This is a genomic window from Hungatella sp. SL.1.14 (assembly GCF_024460495.1).
Taxonomy (GTDB): domain Bacteria; phylum Bacillota; class Clostridia; order Lachnospirales; family Lachnospiraceae; genus Hungatella; species Hungatella hathewayi.
Genome location: NZ_JANFYJ010000019.1, coordinates 122,499 through 141,924 on the forward strand (window position 1 = coordinate 122,499; position 19,426 = coordinate 141,924).

General features: G+C 42.5%; 23 protein-coding genes. All 23 read left to right on the top strand.

Going from position 1 to position 19,426, the window contains the following annotated elements:
• Positions 1–42: 42 nt before the first annotated feature.
• The 23 genes from NE473_RS19910 to NE473_RS20020 all read left to right on the top strand — a co-directional run bounded on the left by NE473_RS19910 (position 43) and on the right by NE473_RS20020 (position 19,329).
• Positions 43–987, top strand: coding sequence for a DUF5688 family protein (locus NE473_RS19910; protein ID WP_055651423.1), 945 nt, complete (start codon positions 43–45; stop codon positions 985–987).
• Between the two features lie 10 nt (positions 988–997).
• Positions 998–1,318 carry a hypothetical protein gene (locus tag NE473_RS19915; RefSeq protein ID WP_006775144.1) on the top strand — a complete coding sequence of 107 codons (321 nt, stop codon included), beginning with the start codon at positions 998–1,000 and terminating at the stop codon, positions 1,316–1,318.
• Entirely contained in the window at positions 1,308–2,240 is a 933-nt protein-coding gene (locus NE473_RS19920; RefSeq protein ID WP_006775143.1) for a DUF5688 family protein, read from the top strand. The genes NE473_RS19915 and NE473_RS19920 overlap by 11 nt, the downstream gene beginning before the upstream one ends.
• Positions 2,213–3,154 carry a DUF5688 family protein gene (locus NE473_RS19925; RefSeq protein WP_039892247.1) on the top strand — a complete coding sequence of 314 codons (942 nt, stop codon included), beginning with the start codon at positions 2,213–2,215 and terminating at the stop codon, positions 3,152–3,154. Before NE473_RS19920 ends, NE473_RS19925 begins: the two co-directional genes overlap by 28 nt.
• Before the next feature lie 62 nt (positions 3,155–3,216).
• Positions 3,217–4,152: a DUF5688 family protein gene (locus NE473_RS19930; protein WP_242866215.1), complete on the top strand. Its 936-nt coding sequence runs from the start codon at positions 3,217–3,219 to the stop codon at positions 4,150–4,152.
• Positions 4,149–5,075: a DUF5688 family protein gene (locus NE473_RS19935; protein ID WP_055651425.1), complete on the top strand. Its 927-nt coding sequence runs from the start codon at positions 4,149–4,151 to the stop codon at positions 5,073–5,075. The genes NE473_RS19930 and NE473_RS19935 overlap by 4 nt, the downstream gene beginning before the upstream one ends.
• A 476-nt stretch (positions 5,076–5,551) precedes the next feature.
• Complete coding sequence (locus NE473_RS19940; RefSeq protein ID WP_147338545.1) at positions 5,552–5,833, top strand: hypothetical protein; 282 nt, start codon at positions 5,552–5,554, stop codon at positions 5,831–5,833.
• A complete protein-coding gene (locus NE473_RS19945) occupies positions 5,830–6,552 on the top strand; it encodes a hypothetical protein (protein ID WP_006775138.1) in 723 nt (240 codons plus the stop codon). The genes NE473_RS19940 and NE473_RS19945 overlap by 4 nt, the downstream gene beginning before the upstream one ends.
• A gap of 307 nt (positions 6,553–6,859) precedes the next feature.
• Complete coding sequence (locus tag NE473_RS19950; RefSeq protein WP_006775136.1) at positions 6,860–7,300, top strand: hypothetical protein; 441 nt, start codon at positions 6,860–6,862, stop codon at positions 7,298–7,300.
• Between the two features lie 76 nt (positions 7,301–7,376).
• A complete protein-coding gene (locus NE473_RS19955) occupies positions 7,377–7,727 on the top strand; it encodes a plasmid mobilization protein (RefSeq protein WP_242663992.1) in 351 nt (116 codons plus the stop codon).
• A 2-nt stretch (positions 7,728–7,729) separates the two neighbouring features.
• Positions 7,730–9,178: a relaxase/mobilization nuclease domain-containing protein gene (locus tag NE473_RS19960; RefSeq protein ID WP_055651426.1), complete on the top strand. Its 1,449-nt coding sequence runs from the start codon at positions 7,730–7,732 to the stop codon at positions 9,176–9,178.
• Positions 9,168–9,740 carry a hypothetical protein gene (locus NE473_RS19965; RefSeq protein WP_006775132.1) on the top strand — a complete coding sequence of 191 codons (573 nt, stop codon included), beginning with the start codon at positions 9,168–9,170 and terminating at the stop codon, positions 9,738–9,740. Before NE473_RS19960 ends, NE473_RS19965 begins: the two co-directional genes overlap by 11 nt.
• A gap of 23 nt (positions 9,741–9,763) precedes the next feature.
• The gene (locus NE473_RS19970) at positions 9,764–10,246 is read left to right on the top strand and encodes a hypothetical protein (RefSeq protein ID WP_006775131.1); all 483 of its coding nucleotides are present in this window, start codon (positions 9,764–9,766) and stop codon (positions 10,244–10,246) included.
• A gap of 123 nt (positions 10,247–10,369) precedes the next feature.
• Positions 10,370–10,975, top strand: a complete 606-nt coding sequence (locus NE473_RS19975) for a hypothetical protein (RefSeq protein ID WP_181987956.1) — start codon at positions 10,370–10,372, stop codon at positions 10,973–10,975.
• 60 nt (positions 10,976–11,035) lie between these two features.
• Positions 11,036–12,013, top strand: a complete 978-nt coding sequence (locus NE473_RS19980) for a hypothetical protein (RefSeq protein WP_006775129.1) — start codon at positions 11,036–11,038, stop codon at positions 12,011–12,013.
• On the top strand, positions 12,006–12,437 hold the full coding sequence (locus NE473_RS19985) for a hypothetical protein (protein ID WP_006775128.1): 432 nt from the start codon (positions 12,006–12,008) through the stop codon (positions 12,435–12,437). Before NE473_RS19980 ends, NE473_RS19985 begins: the two co-directional genes overlap by 8 nt.
• A 5-nt stretch (positions 12,438–12,442) precedes the next feature.
• On the top strand, positions 12,443–13,636 hold the full coding sequence (locus tag NE473_RS19990; protein ID WP_207729794.1) for a PcfB family protein: 1,194 nt from the start codon (positions 12,443–12,445) through the stop codon (positions 13,634–13,636).
• A complete protein-coding gene (locus NE473_RS19995; protein WP_172682285.1) occupies positions 13,633–15,756 on the top strand; it encodes a VirD4-like conjugal transfer protein, CD1115 family in 2,124 nt (707 codons plus the stop codon). Before NE473_RS19990 ends, NE473_RS19995 begins: the two co-directional genes overlap by 4 nt.
• Before the next feature lie 127 nt (positions 15,757–15,883).
• Positions 15,884–16,222, top strand: coding sequence for a hypothetical protein (locus NE473_RS20000; RefSeq protein WP_006775123.1), 339 nt, complete (start codon positions 15,884–15,886; stop codon positions 16,220–16,222).
• 13 nt (positions 16,223–16,235) lie between these two features.
• Entirely contained in the window at positions 16,236–16,916 is a 681-nt protein-coding gene (locus tag NE473_RS20005) for a hypothetical protein (protein ID WP_006775122.1), read from the top strand.
• 88 nt (positions 16,917–17,004) lie between these two features.
• Positions 17,005–17,847 carry a hypothetical protein gene (locus NE473_RS20010; RefSeq protein ID WP_006775121.1) on the top strand — a complete coding sequence of 281 codons (843 nt, stop codon included), beginning with the start codon at positions 17,005–17,007 and terminating at the stop codon, positions 17,845–17,847.
• 18 nt (positions 17,848–17,865) lie between these two features.
• Positions 17,866–18,834, top strand: a complete 969-nt coding sequence (locus NE473_RS20015; protein WP_006775120.1) for a DNA-methyltransferase — start codon at positions 17,866–17,868, stop codon at positions 18,832–18,834.
• Positions 18,835–19,329 (top strand): PrgI family protein, encoded by a 495-nt coding sequence (locus NE473_RS20020; protein ID WP_006775119.1) that lies wholly within the window; start codon positions 18,835–18,837, stop codon positions 19,327–19,329.
• Positions 19,330–19,426: the final 97 nt, after the last annotated feature.

Below are 19,426 nucleotides of genomic sequence, written 5' to 3' on the forward strand. Positions count from 1 at the left end.
TGGCAGGAATGATAACTGCATATGGCAGAGAGGAGAGCAAAGATGCGAGATTATGATGAAGATCAGGCATACGATGAAGTCCGGGAGGATTTTATAGAAGAATTTAAAGATCAGTTAAAACAGAGAGGAAAGGGGGAGGAAATGGAATTTATAGCAGAAGGAACCCCCTTTGAATCTTTTATGATAAAAGGTGATGGAGCTTCGATATGCCCCAGCATGTCAATGGAACTGGTATATATAAATTGTTATACAATTGCTGCTTATGAGATTGATGAAGCCGCCCGGTATATATTGGGGATGCATGATAATGCAGAGCGAATTGCCTGCGAACAGTTGGAGCAGATTGATAATGTCCTGATTTTCCCCATGAACCTGTCTAAGTATTGGGAAAAACTAGAAAAGAATCACATCACGTACATGCCCTATCGGGATATGGCAATCACATTTCAGTTCATTTATGAAACGGAAAATAGATCCTATTGCAAAGATGTTAAAGAAGACCACTTGATACAGTGGGGTATAAATGTTGAAGAACTATTTGAAAAGGTCAGATATAAGGAGGTAGAGGAAATTGGTACACAAATTATAAATGTGTATGATAATGTAAAAAAATCATTGGAAAATAACCAGTCCATCATATTTAGTTCAGTAGAGGATGTACGGGAGGAGGCAAGGCAGGTATATCAGGTCTACGGGGTGAATGGCTTTGGCGCTGTTTTCTATCCTAAAGTAATGGAGGAAGTAATTAAAAAGCTGGGAGGCGATATGGTGATCGTTCCTGACGATGGCTTCACTGCTTATATACAGACATTTGATGTGAAGGATTTATCAGATGTGCAGGAGGAACTGCAATTTCAGAATGAGACAAAGGAAGCGATTGGAGATGGGCGTCATGTTATCTCTGGACATGTTTTTAAGTATGATGCGGTGAAAAAAAGTCTGGTTCCTGCTATCGACTCTAAAATAGAAAAATATAGAACAAGGTAGGGGGCTGTTGATGGAACCGACAGATTGGAAAGTATTCGATCAGATTATAAACGCGCCATATTCGGGACGGAAAGCAGCCCTATTTCCGGCAGGGCTTGTACAGGAAACATGGGTACAGACAAAAATGCGGAAAAGCATTGAGCACACAGCGACACGGTTATCACTGTCTAAACATGTTTATATGTATGACAATGGAAAATTAAACAGGTTTAAGGATATAGGAGATATGCTGTCTTTAGTCCAGGGAACCAGTGAGTATAAAAAAAAGCGGCCAGTAAGAAACAGGGAAGGTGAGATCACTACCATAAGGAGGCAGACAGATGGATTATGAAGAATTTATCAAGTATTTTACTCATGAAATCAGCTATAATCTGAAAATGCTGGGAGTTACATGGCGGGCAAGTCCTGTAATTGGGGAGGGAAAAGAGGGCGCTATGGCGGTTATCCGTGGCGGTGGTTATGCCGACCTGCCACCTATTTCTATATATGAGTATTATCAAAGGTTTTTACAAGGGACACTGTGGGGTGTTGCCGCGCGTGAGGCAACGCAGGAATATTTTGACGATAAAATAACCAGAAGTGCATTGGAGGATATGGGAGTTTTCGCCCCAGATATGGTGATCCCCACATTTGCGAATGTAAAAGAAAATGCGGAACGGTTAGAACAGATTCCGCATATAAGGTTTGAGGACCTTGCAGTCGTCCTGCAGGTTGCATATCAATCGCTTGGGGGAATCAACCTAAATATGACTGTTACGGATGACATATTGGAGGAGTGGGAGCTGAGTTTTGATGAACTATATCAGAGATCATTGGATAATCCCAGAAATATTGAGTCCGTCCAGATGGTGGAATTATATAAAATGTTAGATGAAATGGCATCTTATGAGGGGGCAGCAAAGAATTTGCCACTCTTTTACGTAATAACAAACACGGGGCAGTATTTGGGGGCAGCTTCCATATTGTATAAAGAAAAAATGCGTGAACTAGCGGACAGTCTCGGTGAGGATATCTTGCTGGTCCCTATGAGTATTGACCAATTCATCGCCATGCCTCTTCTGGATAGCAGCGGTGTCCGGTACATAGCGAATGTATTGCGTGAAAGCAATGGGACGATGCCACTGTCCGAAAACTTATATCATTATAACTGCAGGACAGAACAGTTTCGCATGATCTCCGATGTACCGAAAGAAACAAAAAAACGAGGCAGATATGGGGCTATCATTTGGCAAGTAGATATGCAGCAATATTAAAACAGAGGTTGGACTTTTATGTATCCTTCACTCATGAAGTAAATAGCATTTTGAAAAAGCTGGGGTTAAAGTGGGAGGCAGTTTTACCGTCCCATATATCAGATGGCTGTATGCTTATCATGAGAGGATGTCCACAAATATCAGAAACCGGGATGCTTCTTTCTGTGGCGTTCAACCGCTATACAGAATTGGGGGAACCCATGTGGAAGGTGGCAAGTGATTCCATTGGGCGTTTTCTTCGTGATAGAGTTACCGAAACAGCATTTCGGGATATGGGGATAATATCACCTGATATGGTGGTCCCGACATTAGTGAATGCAAAACGGAATCAAGCGCTGTTAGAGGAGACGCCACATGAATTATATGGGGCTGGCGAAATTGCGATTGTATTGAGGGTTATTTATCATTCATCGGATAGTCTGCTTGAGGATATGCGTCTTAATCTGAAAGTGACGGCTGACCTGTTGAGTGAGTTTGGCATGGATTTTAATGCTCTGTATCAAAGGTCATTAGAAAACCCAGAAAACCAAAGAGCCATTCAAATGGATCCATTTGAAACAGAACCAGATAGAAGAAATATTTTTATCATGACAACGGAGAGCTTTTATTGGGGTGAGTCTGCTATGCTGTATAAGGACAAAGTACACGAATTGGCGGATAAGTTAGGAGGAGATCTGATACTGTTTCCTAATAGTATTAATCAATGTTTGGCGTTACCAAAAGAAAATAGGGAAGGGAAAAAATGGATTCAGGAAACCCTCTATGATAGTAAGAAAAACGGTTATCAGCAGAGAGATAAGGATTTATCCGATTTTATTTATACTTATAGCCAGAAAATGGATGAAATCCAAAAGACGAGTCAAAGGGTGAGGCAGAAACCAAAACCTCAAATGAATAAAAGACAGGGCAGGTAACTTTTCAGAGTGATTCGGAAAAGTACCTGCTTTTTTTATTAATTATAAAGGAGAGTAAGAATATGAATCTTAAATTATATAAACAATTTTGTGGTGCTTATCAGCAATGCGTTCAGGCGGCTTTGGAAGATTCCCATATCCAGGGGGACGTGAAGATTGTGGCAAAAGGGCTTCCAACCGAGGGGATCACAATGTTATTTGAAAAGAAGGAGAGATATTGTCCTGTCATTTCCATGAGGGAAGCATTTCTGAGAATGGAGATGCTAAACATGTGGGAAGAGGAATTGGTGGACCGGGCAATTGAGGTTTTTTCCGATTCACAGACGGCGGATTTGAAGATAGCAGTAAGTCAGTTGGAACAGCCGGAAAATGTGGCGATATACGCTGCCAACCACAGACTTGACCTCGATGCACTGAAAAATAATGATATGCCTTACCTTGTTATGGGGAATGTGGTGTTTTACTATATGTTTTACGCACCGCTGGGAGATGGCCGTTATTATCAGGCCGAGGTGACAAACAGACATTTGAAAAATTGGAATATGAGAAAAGGAGAACTTCACAGTTTTGTGCGGGAACACTCCCTCGTTTCCATGGAGAGCAGAATCTATCCTTTACACAATATGATTGAAAACATGCTGGATGGAATCCCTTGTGTCCTGAATGACGGGGAGGCGGAGGATACCCTTGGATATACTGTTACCGGACCGGGAGGAGCTGCAACCATATTATATTGGGATGTCCTCCGTGAGCTGCAGCAACTGATGCACGACAGCTTTTATATCCTTCCATATACCGAAAGAGAAGCCTACATCCTGCCTGATACGATGGCAGCGCTGACACCGGGATTTTCCATTGAAGAAATCCACAGGAACGGGAATCATCAGGTACGCCGCAGTCTGTCCGGTTATGCTGTTTCAAGTCATGGTTTTCATTATTCCCCATCAGATAATAAACTGCTGACGATCCGGGAATGGGAAAAGGTGATGCGTGAATGACATATGAGGATTATAAACAGAATTTATATTTAGAACTTGGCCGGCAGTTAGATGAAACCAACAAAAAGTTAGTTGTAATAGGCGAAGGGACAGCCAATGAGGAGATAGCTGTTGAAATTTCGAGGGAAACCGAATCCATGTGCAGCCAGTCACTATCGCTATGGCACCTGTATAACCAGTATTGTAGATATACAATGCCGAATCAGGTAGATAGAATCTGCGACTATTTTGACCGGGTACGACTGATCAAAAAGATCGAACAGTTGGACAACGTTACTATTTGGGCAGCTAATCTGGAGAAGTCAGCAAAAAAACTGGAAGAGAATGAGACACCTTATGTCACAGTGGGGGATATCGCTGTGTATTTTAAGTTTTTCGACGAAGTATACGAGGTCAGCAAGGAAGACGGTGAGGTTTGGCCTAACGATTATATAAGGCCAGTCTGCAACAAACATTTAGAACAGTGGGGATTTACAGCACAGGAATTATTTGACAAAGCCAAATATTTTGATGTGGGCGAGCGTTTACAGACAGTATTGGATGCAAGTAAGGACGCCTTCAAAAGAGTATTGGGAAGCTATGAGCAGCTTCTGCCAGACACATATGGGATTTATAGTATAACAGGAGAAAATGGGATCGGGATGATGTTTTATCCGGTTGTTTTGTCTCAAGTTGCACAGCGGCTTGGCGGGGATTTGTTTGTAATACCAATTTTAAACGACCGTATTTTAGTGTGTTCTAAAAATGAGTATAATCTGGAGAAATTGCAGGAGGTAGTAAAGATGAAGAGTAAGGAAGATAAACTATACGGACTGATCCCCCTGCATGTATCGGATATGGTATTCCAGTTTGATGCACATAGACTTACGTTACAGCCGGCAACGGATCAGAGAGAGAAAAAAATGAAACATACAGCGAGATAGATTTTAAAAATGTGGACAATTGAAAGGGGGTGATAAAGCCCAATCCAATAAAGAGTTCAAGACATGAGAATTTAATATGCTATCAGGAACAGGAATCTGGTATCATGTATGGAATAAAAATCCCGCTATCAGTTATCCGTAACTGATAGCAGGAACTTCAAAACATTGATATCTAAAAGGTTTTGGTGATATCAGATTTCATATTGCCTGCTGTCAGATAATCGAAGCTGATAGCAGGTTAATATGCGAGTTGTGGGGAAACTGCTGTCAGTTTCCCTTTTCTGCTATCAGATATCAGCTCATTTTGAGCGAAGATGACAGCAGAAATGTGTGAGTGATATCAGCATTTTGAGGCTGATACGGGGGTATTAGGGGGACTCCCCTAACAAGAATGGATTTTGTACGGCAAAATCCGTATCTTGCAGAGGACTGGCGGAGCCAGTCCGGACCGGCCTCACAGGAAAGGGGATATATTTGTGCAATATGAGCAGGAGGATTTTGAACAGCTAAAGAAAAAGGTAACAGAGTTATTTGAAAAAGTTCCTGTTGAAAAAGCTTTCTTGGATTTTACCTATGTGCCTGGAGGCGATGTGTTGGATTCATTGAAACTTGCGGATACAAGGACAGAACTTCTTATTTTTCTGCTGGATAAAAGTAAAGAAGCAGCAGACAGGGAGACAATAGATTTAATTTACGATGCATTAAACGGTTTGGCTGAATTTGATAACCTGAAACATGGTATGGTACTTGATCATTGAAGTCTTTAGCTTGGGATCTATGCGGGGCTGTGAAGTCCATAAGCGAAATGGAATGGCGGCGTATCCGACATGCAGGGGAGTCTGAGGCGGATGTAGTCCGTAGAATATACCAGCAGATCAAAGAAACAGAAAAACGCTGTGAATTGGTTGAATATTGGAAAGAACACCTTGGAGATATAAGCTACTACATAGATAGAAGACCGATGAAGGAAGTAATAGAAGCGCTGGAACAATGGCCTGTGATATCCGTGAAGAGATTGAATATGGCAATAGAAAAACGCAGGGAAGACAGTGTCTGTGATGTGTATGAACTCTATTATATTCTTATGAAACAGGACCATGAAGGGAATCCGGCTTATCTGGCATGTATTAAGTGTGACGAAGGCGAAATGGAATTCATTGATCCTTTTAGTTATAAAACGGAAACCTTTTCCGAAGAAGAATGTATGACAAATCAAAAGTTGTTCCAGCTCTTGGAAGAGGGTTATCAGATCGTGGAGATAACAAAGGAGGCGAGCCTGGTTATATGGGATAATTTAAAGGAAACAGATACAAATGAATTAAAATACATGCAGGGATTCGGAAGATATGCTGCTTTTTGCTTGGAAAATGACTTATTTCCAGTTAGGGAAAGTGGAGGTTTACAGAATACTTTACAAAACCGTGATGAGGATTCTATGAAAATAGTAAGATCCCAACATAAGATTAAAAGTCGTTGAGCGGGAATAGCAGACTGAAAACCGCCGAGGAAGGGAATCAGAAGCGTTATTCTTGCGGGCAATTTGTGAAAAGAAGGATATTCCGGAAGCAGATTAAGAAAAAACTGGCTGAACTTCTGACTATCAAGAAGTGGAAGATGAAAGTGCAGAGCAGGAAATTCTGGACCAGTTGAAAACCTAAAGAAAGATGAAGGACTGCTGGATGTCATGTTTGAACAGACTTTATTCTATAACCAACTAAAGAAGGAATCACTGGAGAAAAAAATCCTGTTGATGATACGATTAATTACGGAAAGAAGGGGATGATTTGGGACGGATTGACACACCGGACGAACTGAGAGAATATCTTGATGAATTTGATATATTGCTGCCATTGACCGCCGAAGAAGCTGAAAAGGTGCTGGAATATATAAAAAACAGCGGGTATACACTGGAAACGGACGGTTATGGGCAACTCTACAGGACAGACTTGGAAAACGGTGAGTGTCTGGAGACAGATATTGACCATATGATAGATGATGCCTGCGAATCAAATTATGAAATGATATCTGATATCAGGGATTATTTTGTGTTTTGCGGCGGGAAGGAACGGGATAACCTGTTTCAGGTCCTGCAGGGGTTGTTATCTGATGAGAAGATATTAAATACTGCTTTCAGCAGGACATATTTTCAAAAGGAGCTGCAGGTGAGGTTACATGGCGTACTGCCTGCTGTGGAGATAACAGCGGGCCGTCGGGTGATAAGATAGATAGTAAGAGTGTATCTGGTAGGAAGGAACATTGCTGATTGCTGTGTTTCCTTCCTTTTTCTTTGCTGGAAGGAGAGTGAACAGGCTGGGAAAAGCAAAAATTAAGAATTGCCGTAAGGAAATACGGCTATCCCCGGAGGAATTGGAGGAGTTAAGGAGGAAAGCAGAAGAACAGGGGTTAAAAGAATCCCAATACATGAGAATGCTGATAACCAACCGCCCCAGGGATTACCCGGATTTGCTGGAGGCAATGCAGAGCCTTACTAATGAAGTGAACCATATTGGCATAAATATCAATCAGATCACCAAAAACAATAACAGCGGCCTGTACCATGAATCAGATAAAAAACGGCTGTATGTCTATATGAAGCAGATCAAGGAAGCCGTGAAACAGGTAGTCAGTTTGTTGGAATCAGCAGGTACTTAACTATGGCTGTCAGCAAAATACTGCACATGGGATGTGCAAAGTCAGGATTTAAGGCAAAATATCTTGCAAACGCGATCTCTTATATTACAAAAGATTTTAAGTCTGAAAACGGGCTGTATGTTTCAGGGTATAATTGTTTGCCTGAGACGGCGCTAAATCAGATGCTGAATACAAAACGCCGGTATAACAAGATGGGAGGCCGTCAGGGATACCATATTATCATATCGTTTGAAGAGGCGGCAGATACCGTTGATAAAGATATTGCCATGGAGATCATAGGTAAATTTGTGAAGGAATACCTGGGTAAAGAGTTTGAGGCTGTTTATGCCCTGCATGATGATACGGACCATATCCACGGGCATATTGTGTTTAACAGTGTTCGTTGTGTCGAGCAGGGATTGAAGTACGATTACAGAAATGGCGACTGGGATAACATCATACAGCCTCTCGTCAATAAAATCTGTGAAGAGTACCATATGGCTACTCTCGATATGGACAAGGTTCGAGAGAACAGGAAGCATAAAAGAGATAAGACTTGGGACCAGAGTAAGGACGGAATTTTTGTCTGGAATGATATGATCCGTCGTGACATCGACCAGGTTGTAGCACAGGCGGAAAACTGGGACGAATTTTTGAGCGGAATGGAGGAGCGTGGCTATGAGATAAAGCATGGAGCACATACGCTGATAAAACCTCCAGGAATGGATAAAGGGCGAAGGCTGGATACTCTAAAAGGTGATTATACAGAGGAAAAGATACGGGAACGGCTGTGTAATCCTATGCGGGAGGAAGATTTACCAAAGCCTGTATTGAAACTGCCGCCCAAAATCAAGAAGATATCCGGTTATATTCCCAGAAGGAAGTCTGAGCTGACTGGATATCAAAAAATATACTTTGCAAGGCTATACCGGCTGGGAGTCATCAAAAAACAACCATACTCTAATGCCTGGAAGTATAAGGAGGATATCCGGAGACTTCATGAGCTGCAGGAAGAATATAATTTCCTGTCTGCATATCAGATATATACAGACCATGACCTGGATAATGTCCTGAAAGTATTAGCAGGTCAGGCAAAAGCGCTGAGACAGGAGAAAAGGCAGCTAAAAGACTTGGAAGATGCCAATCCAGAGGCATTTGCCCTGTGGGAACAAATACAGGAACTGAGTATAGAAGTTTCTCTGTATGAAGAGGGGTATCAGGAGTTCAAAGGAGAATATCAGAGGTCAGAACAGTTGAAAAAGCAAATGTCTGATTTAGGCATTTCTTTTTCGGAGACGGTTCAGTTGTTCCAGGATTCCCAGGGGAAAATCCGCCGCATAGACGAAGTTTTGGCGGGGGTGAAAAGGCAGCAGAGAATAGGAAAGAAAATCCTGCAGGAACAGAAGGAGCGATTGCAAAGTAAAAAACAGCATATAGATAAAGGAAGGGGAGAACCGCATTATGATTTATGAAAATAAAAAAATAGAAGCACTGGCATCGGAAGTGACAGGATATCTACAGAAATACAGCCTGGGAGAAGCCTATATCGAGAGTTTTCGAGAGCGTGTACCTGCAGGTATGAGGATTCCGGGGATCAAGGAAGTTTTGGGCAATCACCAGTTAAGGAATAATCTTACCTGTTTTCTGCTATACCGCTCTTCTCTTTTACCAGAATCAGCCAGAAAACAGGGTATCAGCCTGACAGACAAAATAGACGCGGTCGGTACGGTAAGAGAAGCGGATAAGCATGGAGAAAAACAGGAATTGGCATGGGAAATAAACGAAGTAATGAAAAATGTAGCTTTTCCCTTTTATATTGAAGCCGGATATGCAAAAGCCTGGGATGACCAGTCTGACCCTGTGAGACGTATCTACAGGGATATTGGAATTAAAGAGAAACGTCAGAGTATGATCGACTGTCTGGAATCTGCGCTGGATAAAGGATATGGGGCCGGAAAAAGGATTTCAGATATGATTGCGTCCCTGGAAAAGATTGCTGATAAAGTTCCGGATCGTTTAAGTAAGGGACGGTAGAATATATAATTTGAGAGGAAAATATGAAATATCAGTTTTTAGATAATGCAGGGAATGTGACAGAAGCAGAGCAGGAAAGTTATGCTGATGCACAAAGTTATGCTGAAAGTCATAACCTTATGTGCCTTTCCATGCCATATGATTTATTTGTTTCATCTTTTCGGAAAAAAATCAAGCTGTTAGAAAGTCATGCACAATACAGTTGGCTGTCAGAATACGCAGAAAAAATAATCCGTATGAATCAGGGCTTTGGTTATCAGGCGATTGCTGCAAATGATTTTATGGAAAAAATAATCATAATGCCGTTAGCAGACTTGCAGGGCTGGCTTGAGGAAAATGCGATTTCAGAAGGAAAAAAGGGAACCGTAAAACCGTATCAGCAAAAAATGATAAATGGTCTTACTGGATCAGAGAAGGGGATTACCATTGAAATTCCTGTTGGAATGGGGAAGGCTAAGAGCAATTTGCAAAACAATGCAACTAAAAAAGCGAGGAAAGGCAGGTAAACAACAATTTTAGAAATAAGACCATTAAATGAACAAGAGAGGAAGTATGCTTATCCACAAAGTACGCAGATTGATGGGCTGACAGGTAATATTGGGTTTGCGCAGGGATTTTTTTTCCGGAATGTGAAAACATTTTTAATTGTCTGGCCTGATCACCGGGAACATATGAGAACACCGGAGTTTAAAGAAGAGTTTGACCAGGTTATCGAGGCTCTGCGTTCTGATCGTTATGAAGGGATATTGGAGGACAGATTTGGGGCAGTGAAATATGGAGGCAATCATCCAGGCAGTGCCTTCGAAGGGAAATATAACACAGAATATGGGATTCGTGTGGACACAGATGAACATATCTATTTATTACGTTGCGATGCGTTCCGTATGAATTTCTACTGCTCCTGTTATGAGGGAAAGCGGCTTGACGAGCACATTAGGAGGGCAGAACGAGGGATACGGTTTGTTGACTATGATGGTGAGGATTTATTCCGTATTCCGGATGGGGAAAAAATTGTAGTGACTACAAAATTGAATGAGGCTATTGAACACAAATGCCGTTACATTGATGACGAACATGTTGAGGTAGGGAGTAATCTTTACCATATAAATGAGTTCGAAGAAAAAATGCACAGGAATGGAGCCGTGTATAGACCACTGCGAGAGAAAGCCGTAGAACGGCAGGAAGTGCAGGCTGGTGGAAAGAAGAATAGGGTGGATTCTCAAAAAGTGAGATGAGAAATTTGAAGCAGAGACAGCCGATTGGACTGTCTTTTTTAATGCAGGAGGATATGAGACATGACGGTAGAAGAGCAGAAGTATGTTGAGGAATGCCGTAAAAAGCTGGGACCGGAGCAGGTTCAGGTCATACAGATGGCATTTAAATATGGGTTAGGCATTAAAGATGTGCGGCGGCTTGCAATCCCGAAGCTGAACGCGGAGCAGATGCGCCAGACAGTTTATGCAGTTCTCGAAAATGTTGACAGTGAATTGATCGAATTGTGCTGTCAGGGGACATTTGACCAGTATCAGATTCCAGAAATTGTTTCTGGATCTGTTTCCGGGCTTACGAAAGAGGAAATATTGTCCTATGCGACACCGGACCTCCCGGCCAGCCGTATGAAAAAAATGAGAAGCCAATTGATCGAAGCGAAAAAAAACGCAAGTGATACAGCGGAGGGGACCGCTTTTCGGGAGTACACAGAAAATCTCATCAAAATGATGGAGACGTCCCTACAGCAGTTTAAGGAGAACAACGAAAAATTTGAAGTGCTTTCGTCTCTGGTCAAAGAGCATGTCCTGGATGAAAAAAACCAGGAAATCAAGGATTTATATGACAACCTGAAAGAAAAGGACAACCTGATTAAGAAACTGCAGGAGGAAGCAGCCGGGCGGGAGGCACAGATAAAAGATCTGGAAGCGAAGCTGTCAGATGTTAAAGTGCAGACAGTACAGGGGGCTGAAAAATCTATTGAAATTGAGAGGGCAGGAAAAAAGCCTGTACCTACGTCATATTGGAGACCGGAGCCGCCACAGACAGCGAAAAAAACACTTTTGGATAAGTTGTTTCCACAGAAGACGCCGGATATTTTGGACAAGATTGCAGCGGAAGGGCTGTCTTCGGAGCAGCTTGAAGAAATCCGGTCTGCATTTGATTCCGGCCTGTCAGATATGGAAGTGATGCGGATCATCAAGAAGGATCTGACTGCCGATAAAATGCGGAAAATGCGTGAGATTATGATGCTGGTGCGTGAGAGGAGGCTTGCTGATGAGTGAGGCATTCAATATCAAGATGGTCCGGGAATGCTATTATATGATGCAGTTGATGGAACAGCAGGACTTTACATTTACCCAGGATGATAAAAGGCTTCTTTTAGGGTATGCATTTCATCAGCGGGATTTGGATTGTGTGCATGATGCAGTTATCCATATCGCCGCAGTCCGAGAAAAGTCACAGGAGGATCTGGATTCCGGTATCATTGAGCAGTACAGTATACGCGGCAAAAGTGAACTGCAGGGAAAGATCGTGGAATACATCATCCAGTTGGAGGTTGCAAATATTAACCAGGAAAGAGCAAACAAACTTCTGATGGAGATCCTGCGTGATAAAAATGTGGACTACGAATTGGACCGTATGATAACGGAACTGCAGAAGCAGGACGAGGAGAAGAAAAGGGAAAATGAAGTGTCCAGGAGGTGAATGAAATGGGAGAAATACAGGAAGCAACCCAAATCCTGCGGGTATCCTTCGAGGGTATAGAAATTTTTATGAAGATTATCGGCGGAGGGATACATACTGCAAAAGATATCGGGAAAATCTTTGGTAAGCTGGTGGAGATGGAACGGTTATACGGAAGAACAAGTGTAAAAGACCTTCTGAAAACTGGGGGAGACCTACAGGTTTTTCGATTTGACACGGTTGATATCCAAAAAGTTAAGAAACTGGCGGATAAGTATAAAATCCGTTATGCCCTTCTGCCAGATATAAATAAAGCGGACGGCAAGAGTGAGATATTATTTCATTCTGATGCTACGCCACGGGTGAACCAGATCATAGGGGAAGTGTCCGGCGGCAGGATTGAATCCATACAGGACTATATTGATAATGGGGAAGAAAATGAGCTGAAGGAAACATATGGGATAGAAAAGGGGGGAAAAGAGAACCCAAACGGGGAGATCGCCCATAAAGAACCGTCCATTTCTCCGTTTGGATTCCGAGCAGTTGGTACTTTTCTGGCAGAGACACCGGGGGCAAGTGTTGGGGAGATCAGCAATGCGATTGATATGCCTTGGGCGGAGGTGGAGCCAATACTACAGCATATGGAGGACCTGGGAATCCTGGAAATCAATGAGGAAGGCAGTACAGCCTTTAAAATGGATACAGGAGAGTTCGATGAATATGTCAGACTTGATAAATGGCAGAAGACCGAGGCGATGGAACCTATCATACAGGGGATGGGGCAGCCCCAGAAAACAGAGCAGATGTCTGAAATGAATGACCGGCAAAAGAAGGTACTGCAGCATGCGAAAGAGGCTTCGAAAGGTGATCCCAATATCCATCAGATATTTATTGCCCGAAGTCTGGCTGTAGAAGAAACTGACAACAGGATCCTCACACGGATTCCGGGTAAACGGAATGAATATCTGTGGATTGAGAAAAATGCAATCTCCCATATCAGTGAAGAGAAGAGGACGATATTTGCCAGCCTTCAAAAAGATAAGGACTACAGCATTGTGAATAATGAAGGCCGGGTTATTGGAAAACGGACGGGAGAACAGCTATACAGCCAGAGTTATGATCCGGTCCTGAAGGAAACCAGGGACATGCTGTACAGGAAAAAAGAAGAAACGCGGAAACGGCAGATGGCCTCCCAGATGAAAAAGCGGGGAGGGAGATAGTGGAAAGTAAGAAAAAAACTCCTGTCTGGCTGCTTGTGCTTGGCGGGATATTGGCCGCATATGGCGGTTATCTGCTCAATGGAATCTGGGAAAAGGGTATTGATATCAATACTTTTATGGAGCGCCTTAATCTGGTGATGGCACATCCCATTGGGAATTACTTTAATGGCACAACCTTAAAAGGGATATTATTGGCAGAGTTTGTATATGTTATCGCTATTGCCATGTATCTGACCAGCAGAAGAAACTATATGCCGGGAAAAGAATACGGAACTGCTGTTTTTGCAAATATCAACCAGGTAAACCAGGCGCTGTCTGAAAAAGATGAAACAGAAAACAGGATTTTGAGTCAAAATGTCCGTATGCGAATGGATACCAGGAAAACCAAATTAAATTTGAATACGCTTGTCATCGGAGGCAGCGGGGCGGGAAAATCTTTTTACTTTGTTAAGCCGAATTTATTACAGCTTAACCGTTCCTCTTACATAATCACTGATCCAAAAGGCGAAATTTTAAAAGCCTGTGGAGGTTTTCTAAAAGAGCACGGTTATGTCGTCAAGGTTTTGAATCTGCTGGACATGGAAGAATCCGATTGTTATAACCCATTCATGTATATTCGTAGGGAATCCGATGTGGTGAAACTGATTACAAACCTGATCGCAAACACAACACCAAAAAACTCCCAGAGTAATGATCCGTTTTGGGAAAAAGCAGAGTCGTTATACCTTCAGGCTCTGTTTTATTATGTGTGGCTGGAATGTCCCAGAAGTGAACAGAATTTTTCCACGGTATTAAAACTTCTGGGGGAGGCAGAAGTAAGAGACGATGGTTCTCCATCTGATCTGGACCGAAGGATTAAACGGCTTGAGCGGAAAAAGGGCAGTAACCATCCTGCTGTGAAACAGTATTACAAAGTAATCAGGGGAGCGGCAGACACGGTGCGAAGCATCGTGATCAGTGCCAATTCCAGGTTGGCATTTTTGGAAAACCCACAGATACTGCGTATCTTGGACCATGATGATATGAATATTCCGGAAATTGGTGTAGGCAGGAATGGAGATGGAAAGACAAAGACCGCTCTTTTTTGCGTGATACCAGATTCGGACAAAACAAATAATAGTATTGTAGGACTGCTTTACAGCCAGATTTTCCAGGAATTATATTTTCAGGCGGATTTTATCTATGAAGGCAGGCTGCCTATCCATGTGACCTTCATGCTTGATGAGTTTGCAAACGTCGCGTTACCGGATGACTTCTGTTCCCTGCTTTCAACAATGAGAAGCAGGGAGATCAGTTCTATCATCATAATACAGAATCTGGCGCAGATTAAGGCGCTATTTGAGAAAACCTGGGAGGTGATTCCAGGAAACTGTGATACACTGGTGTATTTGGGTGGAAATGAACAAAGCACTCATGAGTACATTTCCAAAATGCTGGGAAAGGCTACGATAGATAAACGCAGTTCCGGGGAGACGAGAGGAAAAAATGGAAGCAGCAGCCGGAATTTTGATGTCTTAGGGAGAGAACTTTTGACACCGGATGAAGCACGTAAATTAGATAATAAAAAGTGCCTGATCTTTATCAGAGGGTTTGACCCCATTATAGACTCAAAATACAATACGCCGGGACATAAACTTTACGGAGAGACATTCGATGGGGGCGCGCCGCCCTATCATCATACTCCTAACCGTAAGGATAACGTGATACCTACATGTGAATTGCTGAATCGCAAGTCATTTGAATATTATGAACGGCAGCGGGACCAGGGGCTTAATGTCCATATTGATGAAATAACATTGGATGAATTACTGGCATTGCAGGAACCGGATATGCCAGCAAAGGTATTTTCTGAGGATGAATTAAAGAAAAACCGGAAAATCTCTGAAATAGATAATCTGGAAAAACCAGATTCTGGACAGGATTCCGGGCAGATTACAGAAGAACAATTCAACGAAGCGCTTCTAAATGAGAATTATTCATTGGAGCAGTTAGAAGAAATACGTCTCGGACTGGTAGGAGGACTTTCTTACCAGGATATTTTAACTCACTTCAAAGCTGAAAGCAGTGCTGGTGAAATGCGGGAAATCCGCGGACAATTGACTGGGCTGCCAGAATCTTGATTTTTCCATATTTCTTTTGCCTAAGAGCAGATATATGGGAGTCTGTTGCAAACCAGAGGACGCAAGCATTAGGTTCTTTTATGCCTGTTTTTTTTTGCGCCCTTTTTAAGAAAGGAGAATTATAAAAATGAAGAAATTAACTGAAAAGAAGAACAGCATTAAAAAAATGATTGACAAAGCAGGAAAGGTAGCCGCAGGCGCTGCCTTTGCAACGGTACTCTGGACGACAAATGTATATGCGTCCGGGGCGGATGTAGTCACTGCACCACTTAATAATCTTAAAAATCTTGTGATTGCGATTATCGGAGCGGTCGGCGTGATTATCCTCGCAAAAAACGTAATGGAATTTGCACAGAGTTATCAGCAGCAGGATTCGAGTAGCATGAACTCCGCAATCAAAGGAATTGTGGCAGGCTTGATCATGGCAGGTATTAGTACGGTCTTAACTTTCCTGGGAATCAGCTAATGGAGGAAAAATCATGCTTAAATTACTACATGTGTCTTTTTTGATTGAAATAGAAGGCCGGCGGGGTGAGACCGTGCAAGAAGGGGGGAATCCGAAATTCAGGAAAGAGTGTAAAGATTTATTTACCGATATGGGATTCCATGTGAAAGAAGCATGTAAAGTACGTGAAGCGTTCAGAAATTTACACACCAGCTTAGGCTTAGAAACAGACGATGACCTGGTACAGCGGGGGGATGAATGCCTGCGAATCATGGAGCAGTCAATAGACGGAAACCTCTTTTCCAGTTCACTTTCTGAAATAGAAGAAAAATTGCAGAGTGGGAAAACATTCCACTATAAGGCTCTGAAAAGTTATGGAACGGTTTACATACCATCGACTATTGAGGCAAGGGACTATTATAACAAACATCTGGATGCCTATGAGAAAACGGTGATTCAGTTTATGGAAATATCCCACGAGAGGTTGAATGCAGCCTGGATTTCGAATCCGGTGCCGTATTATAAGGGTGATATCCGTATTTGTCTGGGTCATGATGTCATCTATTTTTTCAGTTTCAAGATAGATGAAGTGCTGAAAGATATGGTAAACAAAGGATTGATCATATCCGATGGCGCACAAGTAGCGCCGCGTTTTGCTCTTCCAGAGTCTTACCAGGAAAATAAACGTGGTTATCCGTACAGGAAGGGAAGGTGACAGTGGTGGGAGAGCAGGGATAAAATTTAGATATTATTATAAAGGAACATTGGTAATGGCAATATCCAAATACAGGAGGTGAGAGTAAATGGATATTTTTAATTTGGGCGAAGCAATCCTGTCACTTCTCGAAGTTGTCTTTGGCTTTTGGAATAGTCAAGTGAATATGGTCTTTGAACTGCTTGGACAGTCTCCAACATCATTTAAAGGCGGCGCCCCGTGGGGAATCATTACTGGAATTGAGCCAATTTTTGTTGCTGTAGGTTCGAGTCTGGTTGTTTTATTTTTTGTGATAGGTTTCTGCTCGGAAAGTATTGACGTGCGGGAGGAAATGCGGTTTGAAGTGATACTCCGTATGCTGATACGGATTGGGATCGCACAGTGGCTGGTGGTTTACAATGTGGACATCATGCGGGCCATATTTACAAGTGTTGGAAATCTTGTCGGCCTGATTGGAGGGAGTGAGGCCACACAGGTTACAATAGACCCGGCGCAGGCAGATATCATAAAAAATCTGGGATTTGTAGAAAGCTTGGTGTTTTTGATATTGGCTGTATTTTTATGTCTTATCATTTTAATATGCGGTTTTTTCCTGATCTACAATGTTTATTTCAGGTTCCTGAAAATCCTTATTGTCGTGCCGTTTGGCAGTATCGCATATGCGACCGTTGCCGGAAATCGTGGAGTAAGTGCGACAAGCGTTCAATTTACGAAATACTTTCTTTCGGTTGTTTTTGAAGCGGTAACGATGGCGTTAGCAATTATCTTGTGTAATGCATTTATCAGTTCAGGGTTGCCCCAGTTCATGGGAAATTATGCGGACTGGACAAAGACTTTGATCTATCTCGGAGAAATGACATTCACAGTTGCCCTTACAGTGGGTAGTGTCAAGGGCGCGCAGAGTCTGACGAGCAAAGCCCTGGGGCTATAAGCAAAGGAGGCCGGTATTATGGAAGCTGCGGCACAGGATAAAGGGATACAGATGACATTATTTGAGTATTTTGCTGACGCAGACCAGTTTTCGTTGGACGATGCAAAAGAATGTGTATATCAGTATGCGGAAAAACAGGTGAAAGAGCCCAGCATCCGGGCGAGAATCTATGAAGGTATCAATAAAGGACTGTTTAAGCGGCTTGGCAAAGGCGTATATACCGTAACGAAGAAAAATGCAGAAGATGAAGATATCACTTGTATGCTGATACAGGGAGATGGCCGTGATATAAGTTTCATTGCGGATAACAGCATTGATGCCATCATCACAGACCATCCCTATCTGCTGAAAAACAGTTTAAAGGGGGGAAACAGAGATTTTGCTTCCTATGACCTGTTTCAATATACACAGGAGGATTTGGATGAAAAATTCCGTGTTCTGAAGAAAGGACATTTTCTCGTGGAGTTTTTACCAGAGGAGAATGGAGATAATTACGAATATCTTTACCAGGTGAAGGCTATGGCGAAGGAAAGCGGCTTTTCCTACTATGCAAAGGTGGCATGGAAAAAAGGAAATTTTGTTGCTAACACGGGCAGGAAGGCGAAAAACACAGAAGATATCTTTTTTTTCAGCAAAGGGCGTGCGAGAGATATGAGGCCAGATGCAAAAAAAGATAAGGCGGAGCCGGGAACCTGCCATTATATGTCAGGCGTGAAGGGGATGCTGCCCACGGCTTTTGACATACAACCGCCCCCAAAGGGGGAGCGTGTACACCAGGCAGAAAAGCCGGTAAAGCTGTTGAAGCAGATCATAGAGTTTGTCACAAACGAAAAAGAGCTGATATTGGACCAGTATGCGGGTTCATTTTCCCTTGCTGAAGCCGCACTGGATCTGGATAGGGATTCCATATCAATAGAGATCAGCCAGGACTATTTTGAAGAGGGAAAAAAGCGGATTGAAAATGTAAAGAAAGGTAAGATGAGGTAAATGGACATAGAGATCAGCAGAGATTTGCAGCATTACAAAGAAAGCTTTGTGATGGGACTAACTGCAAAACAGTTTATATTCAGCGCTCTGTCCCTAGGGGCAGGGGCGGGGGTCGTGCTTGGCCTGTACAATAAGATTGGCATGACATTATCCTGTTATCTGGCAACGCCTATCGTGGTGCCAATAGCATTAACCGGATTTTACAATCACAATGGACTTAGTTTTTGGCAGACTGTCCGGAAAATGATAAAGATGTCTTTTTTTAATAAGCCATGTTTATACAGGTCAACAGAAGATGTGGAGTTGATAAAGGAAGCTTTTGCAGAGGAGCAGAAACTGATTGCACAGCAGCAGAAAAAAGAGGCAAAAGCACATCCTGACGGAAAAGAGGACTTTCATGCAGTAAAGAAGAGAGCAAAGCGGTTAATAATCCTCACTGTAGGAATTTTAACCGTGACAGTGGCAGGGGTTCTTGCCTATAAATTTATGAGATAGATTGAAATAATCCCACTTAAATAGTGGGAAGTAGTTTAGCGACCAGCAGGTTACGGGATTCGTTAAACTACTTACTTCCCGTAGCCTACCTTGAATG